Below are 12,272 nucleotides of genomic sequence, written 5' to 3' on the forward strand. Positions count from 1 at the left end.
TTCACGCCAGGGCATCGGCCTGACATCCCGAAGTTGAACCGAGCCGGTTCACGTCAGAGTCGCGGGCTGATGTGCCCGCGCGGCTCCGGCAAGGCGGTGGGCTGATGTCCCGAAATTTCTGGATCCTTGCCGCCGCCGTCGTGTTGGCCGCCTTCATGACCGCCGGGCTGATGATCGGTGCGGCCGGGCTGCCCCTGAAGGGGGTCGTGCTCGCCCTGGTCGACCGGCTGCCCTTCGTCGAGGTCCACTCCGGGCTGACGCCCCTGGAGGCCGGGGTGCTGTTCGAGCTGCGGTTGCCCCGGGTGCTGCTCGGGGCGATGGTCGGTGGGCTGCTGGCCGTCGCGGGGGCCGGGTATCAGGGGGTGTTCCGCAATCCGCTGGCCGATCCCTACCTGCTGGGGGCCGCCGCCGGGGCCGGGCTCACCGTCACGCTGGTCATCGTGGTCGTGGGAGACGGCGTGGGGGTGCCGCTGGCGGCGTTCTGCGGGGCGGTCGGCGGGGTGCTGCTGGCCTACGGGCTCGGGCACAGCGCGACCCGGGGCGGCGGCACCGCCACGCTCGTGCTCGCGGGTGTCGCGGTGACCTCGTTCCTCACCGCGATCCAGACCTTCCTCCAGCAGCTCAAGGTCGAGGAGCTGCAGCGCGTCTACGCGTGGATCCTCGGCGACGTCGGCGGCGGCTGGGATCAGGTGATCATGTGCGCGCCCTACGCCGTCGTGGCCGCCGCGATCCTGCTGCTGCACGGGCGGCTGCTCGACGTGCTGTCGGTCGGTGACGACGAGGCGTCCGCGCTGGGGGTGCGGGCCGGGCGGGTGCGGCTGGTCGTGCTGGTCGCGGCCTCGCTGGCGACCGCCGCCGCGGTGTCGGCCGGAGGGCTGATCGGGTTCGTCGGCGTCGTGGTGCCGCACGCGGTCCGGCGGCTCGCCGGGGGCTCCTACCGCGTCGTCCTGCCGCTGTCGCTGCTGGCGGGGGGCGCGTTCCTGGTGGGCGCCGACCTGATCGCGCGGACCGTGCTGGCCCCGGCCGAACTGCCGATCGGGGTGGTCACCGCGTTCGTCGGGGCGCCGTTCTTCGTCACCATCCTGCGGGCCACCCGGAAGGTGGAGACATGACGGTCGAGATCACCGGCGTCGGGGTGGAACTCGGCGGGCGTCCGGTCCTGCGAGGGGTGACCGCCAAGGCCCGCGAGGGCCGCTGGCTGGCCGTCATCGGACCCAATGGGGCCGGGAAGTCGACCCTGCTCAAAGCCGTCATGGGGCTGCTCCCGTTCACCGGGGTGATCACTGTGGGAGGTCGTCCGGTACGCGGCCTCGCGCCTCGCGACCGCGCCAGGGCCCTGGCCTACGCGCCGCAGAGCCCGCTCCTGCCACCGGACATGACCGTCGGCGAGTACGCCCTGCTGGGGCGGACGCCGTACATCCCCTATTGGGGGCGCGAGAGCGCCCGCGACACCGAGGTGGCCCGCGCGGTGCTCGACCGCCTCGACCTCACGGCCCTGGCCGCGCGCCCGCTGGAACGGCTCAGCGGCGGTGAGCGTCAGCGGGTCGTGCTGGCCCGCGCGCTCACCCAGCAGGCGCCCGTGCTGCTGCTCGACGAGCCGACCACCGCGCTCGACCTCGGCCACCAGCAGCAGGTGCTGGAACTCGTCGACACGCTGCGCCGCGACGACGGCCTCACCGTCGTGAGCACCCTGCACGACCTCACCCTGGCCGCCCAGTACGCCGACGACCTGCTCCTGATGAGCGACGGCGAGGCGGTCGCGGCCGGCCGCCCCGGCGAGGTGCTCACCGAGGACCTCGTCACCCGCCACTTCGGCGCCCGCGTGAGCATCGGCGCCGGACCGGCCGGGCGGCCGGTCGTCCACCTGCGCCGGCCTACGGGATGAATTTGATGCTGTTCACGATCGTCGAGATCACCGTGTCGTCACACTTGGACGACGGGCAGAAGAACGTCATCAGCGCCGACGGCTTGCCGGCCCGCGACACCAGATAGCTGCGGAAGTCGAGCCGCCCGGCCCCGGTCGAGTCGCTCAGGAAGCCGCTGACCTTCAGGCTGGGCTGCCCGCCTACCGTCGCGGCCTCCGCGACCCCCGGGATCGACACCGTCCCGGGAAGCGTCGCCTGGAGCCCGGCCTGGACCGACTCCAGCGCGTCGCTGGCCGAGATCGTGTCGGTCGTCTGGGCGACCACGCCGCTCGACTTGTCGGGCGAACTCGTGATGATCGGGTTGACCGCCGACCAGTCGGGGTTGCCGGGCACGCTGAACAGCGCGTCGAAGGCGTCGGCCGAGGCCGCGACCGTGACATGCTGGTCGGAGTAGTCCTTCCGGGTCCAGGTCGACGGGTAGGCGAAGCTGTAGGGGGCCGCGACGTTGCCCGGGAAGGTGTCCCACGACGCCTGGGCGTCACCGCCGCTCTGGCTCACCACGTAGACCGCGCCCCCCGCGATCAGCGCGAGCCCCAGCACCCCGCCGATCACCGGGGCCAGCGAGAGCTTCTTCTTCTGCTGGACGCCCACCGGAGAGGTCGCCGCATGCGAAACCTGCGACGGGTGTGAGGGGTGCGAAGGATAGGTGTACGGCGGATTGGTCATCGGGTTCGGATAGACCGGCGGCGTCGACGGCCACGAGCCGCGCGGCCCCGAGACCGGTCCTGACGTCGGCCCCGACCTTGGACCCGACATCGGACCCGACACCGGGCTGGGGTGGTCGCCCTCCATGCCGCTGATCGCGTCGCGCAGCGCCGACACGAAGGCCGTGCACGTCGGGTAGCGGTCGAGCGGCGACTTGGACAGCGCCCGCGCCATCACCTGGTTGACCACGTGGGGCAGGTCGGGCCGATAGGGGGTCAGCGGCGGCGGGTCGTGCGAGACGTGCGCGTAGAGCAGCGCGAGTTCGGTGTCGCGCTGGAACGGCGGCAGGCCCGCCAGCGCCTCGTAGACGACGCACGCGAAGGAGTAGCCGTCGGCGCGGCCGTCGACCGGCAGGCCCCGGATCTGCTCGGGCGCCACGTAGCGCGGGGTGCCCATGAAGTGGCCGTGGCTGGTCAGGCCGCTGTCGGCCGACGAGCTCTTGGTGAGGCCGAAGTCGGTCAGGTAGACGTGGTCGTTGCCGGTCACCAGGATGTTGGCCGGTTTGACGTCGCGGTGCACCAGCCCGTTCGCGTGCGCCTCGTCGAGCGCCGAGGCGATCTGCGAGAACAGGTGGTTGGCCCGCGCCACCGGCAGCGGGCCGTTCGACTGCACGAGCTTGCGCATGTCGCTGCCGCCGTCGACGTAGCGCATCGCGATGAAGAGCATCCCGTCGTGCTCGCTGGCCTCGAAGATCGGGATGATGTGCGGGTGGTCGATCGAGGCCACCAGCCGTGACTCGCGGACGAACCGGTCGCGGAACCGGCTGTCCTCGGCGAGCTGCGGGGCCAGCACCTTGAGCGCGACCGCGCGGCCGAGCCGCTGGTCGCGCGCGCGGTAGACGGTGGCCATGCCGCCCCGGCCGACCACCGCCTCGATCGTGTAGTCACCGAGCCGCTGCCCCACCAGCGCCGGCATCTCACTGCTCATGGCGTGTCCGACGGGTGACCGCAGAACCCGCAGAACCGGTGGGCGTGGCCCAGTCGCATGCCGCACTGGGTGCAGAACTTCTTCGAGACGCCCGGGTTGGACGCCCCGGGGTTGGAGATGTGCGGCTGACCCTGCGGCGGCGACATGTCCACGACCGGCTGCCCCGGGTTCGGTGTCCGGTAGACCTCGGTCTGGGCCGGCCATGAGGTGACCATTGCGTGTTCCCCCGATGTGTCCTGCAGGCCGTCCTGCTCGTTACGGCGGCGCCGCAGCAGGAACGGTACCGAACCGGCCGCGACGGCCCCGACCAGGACGACGCCGCCGGTGATCCAGATCCACGTCGCCACCCCCGACGAGGGCGCCGGGACGGGGACGGGCGTGGACTTCTTCAGCGCGGCGTCCTCGGCGGTGTTCGCCTTGGCCTTGGAGATGCGCAGGTAGTCGAGCGCCACCGCGTGGTCCTGCCGCAGTGTCAGCACCTGCTGCAGCACCGGCGCCGCGTTGCCGTAGAGCTTGTTGTGGTAGGCGGCGAGCGCCTGTTCGTAGACGACGTCGACGGGTCCCCGGCGGGGCGTCACCCCGGCCGCCACCAGGGCGGTGCGGATCTCGTCGGCGGGCGTCACCGTCGCGGGCAGGCTGCCGCCCCCGGACAGCAGGCCGACGACCTCGCTCTTGACGTCGTCGATCACGGCGGCGCCGACCGCGCCCGCCTCGACGAGCTTGTCGACCTTGTCACGTTCGTCCGCTTTGAAGTTGCGGCTGCCCGGCGGGTCGAAGTGGGCGGTGTCCATCTTCGGCGGCGTCTTCGCCGACGGGCGGGCGGTGAGCGTCATGATGTCGACCGGTTCGACCTGGGCGCTGATCGTGGTGCCCATCGGGACGGTCGGCAGGTTGTTCTTCGGACCCGCGCTGACCTTCAGCACCGCCGGGGCCGACGGCGCGTCGCCCGAGGAGAGCACCTCGGCCTCGAGCCCCTCGGGCAGCGCCGGGTCGAGGAAGGGGAACACGGTCACCTTCGTCGCGACGGTGGCGTTGCAGGTCGAGTTCTGGGAGCGCGGCGGGTAGCAGGCCTGGAGGCGGATGTTCAGGTCGGGGTCGTCGACCGTGTGACGCTCGAAGTCGGCCGGGACGTCGACCTTGAAGTATTCGGCGAAGACCCGGTTGGCGGCGTACACCTGCAGGTCCTTGTCGGGCTTGACGACCTGGGTCGCGGTCACGATCACACCGTCGGGGGTGACCGTGAAGCCGCTGCCGGTCGCCAGCTCGACCTCGTATTCGCGCTCGAAACGCTGGAGGCGGCTGCGGTCGTCGATGAGGGTGACGGAGACGGTGGACTCGGACTCCACTCGGACCGCCCCCGGAGTCACCCGGTCGGTCGAGCCGCTGGGGTGGGGATGCAAAAGGGGCATACCCAGAGCACTCAGGACACCGAGCCCCGCGATGATTGCCAGGCGGGGCATGTCCGCCTCCTAACCGTGAAACGTCGATTTCCAGCGTCTCAGCGCCCGGAAACCCCGGCAAGGGCTTATAAGGCCACTGACACTCATCTGATATCGGCCAATGATCACGCTTAGGCTTGCAATTCGCTTGTAATCAGATTGAACCTGGAGACCTGTCGCTTCGCGGGGCGAGCGGGACACACTAATCTGCCAGCATGGCCCTCCGCTTTCCCGTGCCCTCTCGGAGCGACCTCCTCATCGGCGCCGCCGTGGCGGCCGTCGGTACGCTCGAGGCCTTCACCACCGCCACCTCCTACGGAGCCGCCCAGAACCCCGAGCTCTGGTGGATCCCCCAGGCGCTGCTCGCCGGGGGTCTGCTCTGCTTCCTCCGCAAAGCGCCGGTCGTGGTCTTCGTCGGAACCGTCGTCCTCCAGTTCCTGTGGCACCGCCAGGGATTCGAGCAGTGCCAGGTCCACCAGATCATCGCCCTCCTCATCGGATTCCACGGTCTGGGCGCCTTCCTGCCGCGCGACCGCGGCCCGTGGTGGGGGCTCGGCGGAATCCTGATCTTCGACATCGGCGCGGTCGACATGCGGGTGCTGCCGTTCGACGAGGCGATCTATCTCACGGTCATGTTCGGCTTCGCCTACCTGACCGGTGTGGGCCTGCGCGCCTGGCTGATCCGGGCCCAGAAGGCCGCCACACAGGCTGCGCTGGCCGAGGTCGAGCGGGAGCGCCGGGCCGCCGAGGCGGTCGCCGCCGAGCGCAGCCGCATCGCCCGCGAACTGCACGACGTGGTCGCCCACAGCGTCAGCATGATGGTCATGCAGGCCGCCGGGCTGCGCCGGGCGCAGGGCGGCGACAACCCCGTGCTGACGGGGATCGAGCAGGCCGGCCGCGACGCCGTCAACGAGCTGCGGGTCATGCTGGGCGCGCTGCGGATGCCGCAGGACGAGGCGCTGCCGCAGCCCGGCCTCGACATGGTCGGGAACCTGATCTCCACGGTCAGCAACACCCCCCTGCGGATCACCCTGACGGTCACCGGTGAGCCGGTGCGGCTGGCGCCGGGTCTCGACCTGTCGGCGTACCGGATCGTGCAGGAGGCGCTCACCAACGCGGTGAAGTACGCCGGTGAGGCCGACGTACAGATCAAGATCGTTTACCATCCGCTCTCGGTCACGCTCGAAGTGACCGACAACGGGAAGGCCGCCGGTTCCGACGTGTTGTCGACCGGCAACGGCCTCATCGGCATGCGCGAGCGGGCCGAGCTGTTCGGCGGCACCCTCGACGCGGGGCCGCGTGAAGAAGGCGGGTTCCGCGTCGTCGCGGTGCTGCCGACGTCTCCGGGGGTTGTCCTGGTATGAGAGAGAACATCAGGATCGTGCTGGCCGACGACCAGGCCATGATCCGGGCCGGTCTCCGCATGGTGGTGGAGAGCGAGCCGGGCATGGACGTCGTGGGCGAGGCCGCCGACGGCATCGAAGCCGTCGCGGTGGCCCGCCGGGTGCAGCCGGACGTCGTCCTGATGGACATCTCGATGCCCCGCATGGACGGCCTGACCGCCGCCAGGCAGCTCCTCGACACCCCGAACCCGCCCAAGATCATCATGCTCACCACCTTCGACACCGACGAGAACCTCTACGCCGCCCTCCGGGCCGGGACCAGCGGCTTCCTGCTCAAGGTGTCGCCCCCCGAGCAGCTCGTGGAGGCGATCCGGGTGGTCGCCGCCGGCGACGGGCTGCTCGACCCCGCTGTCACCACGCGGGTGATCGCCTCCTTCGCCGGCCGGCACGAGCCGGTCCGGCCGCCCCAGCTCGGCGATCTGACGCCCCGTGAGCTGGAGGTCCTGCGGATGCTCGCGAAGGGCCTCACCAACGCCGAGATCGCCACCGCGCTCTTCGTCGGTGAGGCCACCGTCAAGACCCACGTGGCGAGGGTCCTGATGAAACTGAACCTGCGCGACCGCGCTCAGGCGGTCGTCTTCGCGTACGAGTCGGGCGTGGTCACGCCCGGCGCCGTCGGGTAGTACGAGATCCACTCCGCGTCGCCCATGCGCAGGATCTTGACGCCCCAGTAGCCGAAGGCGAACACCGGCACACCCCAGGTGAACAGGGTGATCGGGCCGTACTCCACGATGAAGCCGACCCACCAGCCGATCAGGATCAGGACGGTCGTCCAGAGCGGGGCGAACTTCGCCCGCCACAGGGCGATGGCGACCAGGCCGGCGCCGATCGGGCCGAAGAACAGCCACGGCATCTGGAAACCGAAGACCACACCGGGCAGGTTGAAGATCTCGTCGAAGATCTTCGCGGCCTGCTCGGGCGTGTTGTGCTGCCCCAGGTACCACTCGACCGGGTCGATCAGCAGCAGGCACGACAGCGACAGAAAGCCGACCACGGCCATGGCGCCGCCGATGTGGGCGAGCACCGCGCCGCGCCTGCGGGCGAAGTGCAGCACGCCGATCAGACCGACCGGCAGCAGTATCCACGACCAGTGGTACAGCGCCGACTGGAGTTGCGCGAGTGCCGGGTTGTCCTGGTAGCTGACGGACTCACGGATGTCGCCCCACGTGCCGGGGTCGACCACGACCGCGATGAACTGCAGCAACGGCGAAACGATCAGGATGAGGCCGGTGACCCAGCGCCGGAAGCCGGTTGAACTCTTGAACATCTCTCGTATCCCCCTCGGGTATCTCTCAACGCGGCGGACGTTACGGATCCGGAGCCGGGGACGACGTCCCCACACCGGGTGATTCGCTGTCACTCCGGAGAGTGACTTGCGGTCACATGGGTGTTTTCGCATATATTTTTCGTCAAGAGGTATCGATAGCAGGAGAATTTCTATGACTGCGTTCCCTAAGGTGCTGTTCGACGAGAGCCACAGCGAGGCATGGACGATCCGGCGCGACGTCGCGCAGGCCATGAACCCCGGACATCCCGACGACAACTCCTACGCCCGAGCCGCCGACTCACTCCGTCGGCTGGGGTACCAGGTAGCCGCCCACACGGACGGGACACTTGTCCTGGAGGGCCAGGACCTGCTGGTCATCGCCCATCCGTCGGAGCGGCGCTGGGAACGCACCACCGGTCTCGGCAGTCCCGAGTTCACTCCTGAGGAGATCGACGCCATCGAGGCCTTCGTCGCGGACGGGGGAGGGCTCGTCGTCCTCGCGGAGGAGGAGCAGGACAAGTACGGCACCAATCTGGGTGACCTGCTGTCCCGGTTCGGCGTGACGGTCGTGCACACGACCGTCCAGGATCCGGCCAACCGGTTCAACAACGTCGCCTCCTGGGTGCTCGGCGAGCCGGGGCACGCCTCGGTCGACGGGGCCGACGTCCTGGCCGGCGTCCAGCGGGCCTGCTTCTACCGGGCCGGCGTGCTGAAGGCCCCCGGCGCCACCACCCTGTTCCAGACCTCGGGGAGCGCCACCCCCGCCCACGCGGCGCTCGCCGTCGCCCAGCCCTTCAAGCGGGGCCGGGTCGTCGTGGTCGCCGACTCCGACCTGTTCGGCGACGACTCGATCGGCGACCTCGACCACGCGCGCCTGTGGAACAACCTGGTGACCTGGGCGGCGCGGTCGCCCCGGGCCGACTCCGCCTCAGGCGACGGCAAGCCGGAGTTCGCCGCTCTCAAGGACGCGGTGGAGGCGCTCAGGCCGTACACGGAGAAGGACGGCACCTTCACCGGCGACACCGCGCTCATCCGCACGGTGGCCGGCCACGTGAAGGAGCTGGCGCCCCGGTTCCCCCATGACGAGGTCTACCTGCAGGCCGTGGAGAGCGACCTGGCGAAGTGGGCCGAGGCCGGCGGCAAGCCCGACTTCCTCGACTCGCTGAACGTCTTCCACCCCGACGAGCAGCGCGTCGACGGCCTGGAGCACCTCGTGGTGTTCCCGATGTACACCCAGAACGGCAACCCGAACCGGAACCTGGAGGCGGTCTGGATCAGGACCGTCTGGCCGCAGTGGCTGGCCGACCTGGAGGCCGGGGGCTATGACAACCCGATGTTCGTGCCCATCGCCTTCGAGGACTTCACCGCCGGTTACGACACCAACTCCGCCGTCCTGTTCCCGGAGACCGTGGTCGTGCGGGAGACCCCGCCGCGCTTCACCTGGGGCGGTATCTTCTGCGACCGTGAGGCCGCCCGGTTCCGGATGGTGACCGACGCCGCCGCCAAGACCCTGAAGCTCGACCTGCCGCCGGACGCCGCCCGTCTGGTCGCCTCGCAGGAGCTCGCCCAGGAGACCTTCACGATGTGGGACCTGGTGCACGACCGCACCCACTCCCACGGCGACCTGCCGTTCGACCCGTTCATGATCAAGCAGCGGATGCCCTACTGGCTCTACTCGCTGGAGGAGCTGCGCTGTGACCTGACCGCCTTCGGCGAGGCCGTGAAGCTGGAGGCCGACGGGGTCCCGCACGCCCGTTACGTGCAGCTGGCGATCCTGTTCGACCGGCTGTTCCGCTTCCCGGTCACCGGTGAGCGGGTGCGCAACTACGACGGGCTCGGCGGCCAGCTGCTGTTCGCCTACCTGCACCGCAACGACATCGTCCGGTGGACCGACAACCGCCTGACGATCGCCTGGGACCGGGTCGCGGGCGGCGTCGCGGACCTGCGGGCCGAGGTGGAGAAGCTCTACCGCGACGGCATCGACCGCTCGAAGCTGGCCCACTGGCTGGCCGCCCACGACCTGGTCGCCGCCTACGTCGCGCCCCACCCGGCGTCGAAGTGGGCCAAGCGCGACCTGCCGGAGGAGCAGAAGGCCATGGTCGACGCCGTGCTGCCGGACGAGTTCCCCCTGAGCATGTTCTACGAGGCGCTGCGCCGTAAGCTCGCCGACGTGATCGAATCCACGAAGGGTGTTCGCTGACATGGGCCGCGTCATTCTCGTCCTGGGCGCGGGCGGACCGGCCGGGCGGGCGGTGGTGAAGAGGTTCACCGACCTCGGTGACACCGTCATCGGCGTCGACCGCTCGGGCGCCGAGGGCTGTATCAAGGTCGACCTGCTCGACATCGCGCAGGTGCGCGACCTCGAGGCCCGCATCAGGGCCGAGCACGGCCGGGTCGACGGGATCTTCCACCTGGTCGGCGGCTGGCGCGGGTCCAAGACGTTCGCCGAGACCAGCCTCAAGGACTGGGCCGACCTCAACGACATGCTGGTCCGCACGCTCCAGCACGTCACGCTCGCCTTCGAGTCGCTGCTGAAGGCCAGCGAAAACGGCCGGTTCGCGATCGTGTCGGCCAAGGCCGCCGAGGCCCCGACGCAGGGCAACGCCTGCTACGCCGCCGCCAAGGCCGCCGCCGAGGCGTGGACGCTGGCCTTCGCCGACGCGCTGAAGAGCAGTAACAGCGCCGCCTCGATCGTGGTCGTGATGGCGCTGGTGCACCAGGCGATGCGCGACGCCGCGCCTGAGAAGCCGTTCCGCAACTTCACCGACGTCGACGACCTCGCGGCGGGCCTGGCGGACCTGTGGAACCTGCCGGTGACCGAGGCCAACGGCCTCAGGCTGGATCTGACGGCCCATGGGAACTGACGCCGTCCAGCGCCACGACCCGGCGCTGAAGGGGTTCGCCAGCGACAACTACGCCGGCGTCCACCCGGAGATCCTCGAGGCGATCGCCCTCGCCAACGGCGGCCACCAGGTGTCGTACGGCGACGACGTCTACACCTCCGCGCTGCGGAACGTGTTCCGGCGGCACTTCGGCGAGCGGGCCGAGGCCTACCCCGTGTTCAACGGCACGGCGGCCAACGTCGTCTCGCTGCGGGCGATGTGCCAGCCATGGGAGTCGGTCATCTGCGCCGACACCGCCCATGTGCACGTCGACGAGGGCGGGGCGCCCGAGGTCGTGGGGTCGCTGAAGCTGCACACGGTCAGAACGCCCGACGGGAAGCTGACGCCCGACCTGATCGACACGCAGGCGTGGGGGTTCGGCGACGTCCACCGGGCCCAGCCCCGGGTCGTGACGATCACTCAGTCGACCGAGCTCGGCACCGTCTACACGCCCGACGAGATCGCGGCCATCACCGAGCACGCCCACGCGCGCGGGATGCTCGTGCACCTCGACGGGGCCCGGCTGTGCAACGCCGCCGCCGCGCTCGACGTGCCGCTGCGGGAGCTGACCACCGAGGCGGGGGTCGACGTGGTGTCGTTCGGCGGCACCAAGCTCGGCCTGATGCTGGGTGAGGCCGTGGTGGTGCTGAACCCCGACGCGGTGCGCGGGCTGCCGTACATCAGGAAGACGAGCATGCAGCTCGCCTCCAAGATGCGGTTCGTCTCGGCGCAGTTCGAGGCGCTGCTCGCCGGTGACCTGTGGCTGCGCAACGCCCGGAACGCCAACGCGATGGCCTTGAGACTGGCTGACAAGGCGGAGAACATCCCCCATGTCACGCTGTCGCGGCGGCCCCAGGCCAACGCGGTCTTCGCGACCCTGCCCGTCGAGGTGGCCGATCGGGTCCGCAAGGACTACCCGTTCTACACCTGGAACAACGAGACGGGCGAGGTGCGGTGGATGTGCGCCTACGACACCACCGAGCAGGATGTGGACGCTTTCGTCGCCGCCCTCGCCGAGGGGTAGCCTGTCCCCGTGCAATTACGGGTCGTGATCGCCGAAGACAACCTGCTGATGCGCGAGGGCGTGGACCGCGTGCTCTCCCGCGATCCCGATCTGACGGTCGTGGCCGCGTGCGCCGACCTCGGTGAGCTGCTCGCCGCGGTCGAGGAGCACCGGCCCGACGTCGTCGTCACCGATGTGCGCATGCCGCCGACGTCGACCGACGAGGGCATCCAGGCCGCCATGAAACTGCGCGCCGGATCGCCCTCGACGGGCGTGGTGGTCCTGTCCCAGTACGCCGAGCCGTCCTACGCCACGATGCTGCTGGCGGGCGGCAGCGCGGGGCGGGCCTATCTGCTCAAGGAGCGGGTGGGCGAGCCCGGCCAGCTCGTCGACGCGGTCCGCGCGGTGGCGCGCGGCGGGTCGATCATCGACCCCGTCGTCGTCGAGGGGATCCTGGCCGACTCGCTGCGCCGGCGCTCCTCTCCGCTCGCCCTGCTCACTCCCCGTGAGCGAGATGTGCTGGGCCAGATCGCCCAGGGCAAGAGCAACGTGGCCGTCGGCGAGACGCTCTTCCTGAGCGAGAAATCGGTGGAGAAGCACATCAGCGTGGTCTTCGCCAAGCTCGGGCTGGAGGCCACCCCCGAGGTGAACCGCCGGGTGCTGGCCGTCCTGCTCTACCTGTCCGAACAGGAGGGATAACACCCTTAGCGACCGGCGCCCC

Annotated in this window: 11 protein-coding genes; 8 read left to right on the plus strand and 3 right to left on the minus strand. The window is 70.2% G+C overall.

The features are described 5' to 3' along the window. The first annotated feature begins 104 nt into the window (after window positions 1–104). Together AW272_RS16910 and AW272_RS16915 are read left to right on the plus strand one after the other, a co-directional pair. The gene (locus AW272_RS16910) at window positions 105–1,112 is read left to right on the plus strand and encodes a FecCD family ABC transporter permease (RefSeq protein ID WP_066365697.1); all 1,008 of its coding nucleotides are present in this window, start codon (window positions 105–107) and stop codon (window positions 1,110–1,112) included. Continuing rightward, window positions 1,109–1,885 (plus strand): ABC transporter ATP-binding protein, encoded by a 777-nt coding sequence (locus AW272_RS16915; protein ID WP_066365698.1) that lies wholly within the window; start codon window positions 1,109–1,111, stop codon window positions 1,883–1,885. Before AW272_RS16910 ends, AW272_RS16915 begins: the two co-directional genes overlap by 4 nt. On the opposite strand, the gene AW272_RS16920 is transcribed toward AW272_RS16915, so the two are convergent. Continuing rightward, a complete protein-coding gene (locus AW272_RS16920) occupies window positions 1,875–3,557 on the minus strand; it encodes a serine/threonine-protein kinase (RefSeq protein WP_066365702.1) in 1,683 nt (560 codons plus the stop codon). The two genes, AW272_RS16915 and AW272_RS16920, sit on opposite strands and share 11 nt — an antisense overlap. Beyond that, entirely contained in the window at window positions 3,554–5,017 is a 1,464-nt protein-coding gene (locus AW272_RS16925) for a S1C family serine protease (RefSeq protein WP_157518584.1), read from the minus strand. Before AW272_RS16925 ends, AW272_RS16920 begins: the two co-directional genes overlap by 4 nt. 194 nt (window positions 5,018–5,211) lie before the next feature. On the opposite strand from AW272_RS16925, the gene AW272_RS16930 reads away from it, so the two are divergent. Both AW272_RS16930 and AW272_RS16935 read left to right on the plus strand, forming a co-directional pair. Beyond that, window positions 5,212–6,360 (plus strand): sensor histidine kinase, encoded by a 1,149-nt coding sequence (locus AW272_RS16930; protein WP_066365704.1) that lies wholly within the window; start codon window positions 5,212–5,214, stop codon window positions 6,358–6,360. Then, a complete protein-coding gene (locus AW272_RS16935) occupies window positions 6,357–7,022 on the plus strand; it encodes a response regulator (protein WP_066365706.1) in 666 nt (221 codons plus the stop codon). Before AW272_RS16930 ends, AW272_RS16935 begins: the two co-directional genes overlap by 4 nt. On the opposite strand, the gene AW272_RS16940 is transcribed toward AW272_RS16935, so the two are convergent. Then, the gene (locus AW272_RS16940) at window positions 6,965–7,666 is read right to left on the minus strand and encodes a hypothetical protein (RefSeq protein ID WP_066365707.1); all 702 of its coding nucleotides are present in this window, start codon (window positions 7,664–7,666) and stop codon (window positions 6,965–6,967) included. The genes AW272_RS16935 and AW272_RS16940 overlap by 58 nt on opposite strands. Window positions 7,667–7,838: 172 nt before the next feature. Between AW272_RS16940 and AW272_RS16945 the strand changes: the two genes are divergently transcribed. From AW272_RS16945 to AW272_RS16960, 4 genes are read left to right on the plus strand one after another with little or no spacing between them, the layout of a single operon-like run. Beyond that, on the plus strand, window positions 7,839–9,866 hold the full coding sequence (locus AW272_RS16945) for a DUF6421 family protein (RefSeq protein ID WP_066365710.1): 2,028 nt from the start codon (window positions 7,839–7,841) through the stop codon (window positions 9,864–9,866). Between the two features lies 1 nt (window position 9,867). After that, window positions 9,868–10,530 (plus strand): SDR family NAD(P)-dependent oxidoreductase, encoded by a 663-nt coding sequence (locus tag AW272_RS16950; protein WP_066365713.1) that lies wholly within the window; start codon window positions 9,868–9,870, stop codon window positions 10,528–10,530. Next, the gene (locus AW272_RS16955) at window positions 10,520–11,572 is read left to right on the plus strand and encodes a threonine aldolase family protein (protein WP_066365715.1); all 1,053 of its coding nucleotides are present in this window, start codon (window positions 10,520–10,522) and stop codon (window positions 11,570–11,572) included. Before AW272_RS16950 ends, AW272_RS16955 begins: the two co-directional genes overlap by 11 nt. Before the next feature lie 9 nt (window positions 11,573–11,581). Continuing rightward, window positions 11,582–12,250 (plus strand): response regulator transcription factor, encoded by a 669-nt coding sequence (locus AW272_RS16960; RefSeq protein WP_066365725.1) that lies wholly within the window; start codon window positions 11,582–11,584, stop codon window positions 12,248–12,250. Window positions 12,251–12,272 lie beyond the last annotated feature (22 nt).

This window comes from Herbidospora mongoliensis (assembly GCF_001570545.1).
Lineage (GTDB): Bacteria > Actinomycetota > Actinomycetes > Streptosporangiales > Streptosporangiaceae > Herbidospora > Herbidospora mongoliensis.

Bases quoted from the DNA above. Each gene is read 5' to 3' on its own strand.
- AW272_RS16925 (WP_157518584.1), bottom strand. From the start codon at position 5,017: ATGCCCCGCCTGGCAATCATCGCGGGGCTCGGTGTCCTGAGTGCTCTG.
- AW272_RS16915 (WP_066365698.1), top strand. From the start codon at position 1,109: ATGACGGTCGAGATCACCGGCGTCGGGGTGGAACTCGGCGGGCGTCCG.
- AW272_RS16930 (WP_066365704.1), top strand. From the start codon at position 5,212: ATGGCCCTCCGCTTTCCCGTGCCCTCTCGGAGCGACCTCCTCATCGGC.
- AW272_RS16940 (WP_066365707.1), bottom strand. From the start codon at position 7,666: ATGTTCAAGAGTTCAACCGGCTTCCGGCGCTGGGTCACCGGCCTCATC.
- AW272_RS16955 (WP_066365715.1), top strand. From the start codon at position 10,520: ATGGGAACTGACGCCGTCCAGCGCCACGACCCGGCGCTGAAGGGGTTC.
- AW272_RS16945 (WP_066365710.1), top strand. From the start codon at position 7,839: ATGACTGCGTTCCCTAAGGTGCTGTTCGACGAGAGCCACAGCGAGGCA.
- AW272_RS16950 (WP_066365713.1), top strand. From the start codon at position 9,868: ATGGGCCGCGTCATTCTCGTCCTGGGCGCGGGCGGACCGGCCGGGCGG.
- AW272_RS16910 (WP_066365697.1), top strand. From the start codon at position 105: ATGTCCCGAAATTTCTGGATCCTTGCCGCCGCCGTCGTGTTGGCCGCC.
- AW272_RS16920 (WP_066365702.1), bottom strand. From the start codon at position 3,557: ATGAGCAGTGAGATGCCGGCGCTGGTGGGGCAGCGGCTCGGTGACTAC.
- AW272_RS16935 (WP_066365706.1), top strand. From the start codon at position 6,357: ATGAGAGAGAACATCAGGATCGTGCTGGCCGACGACCAGGCCATGATC.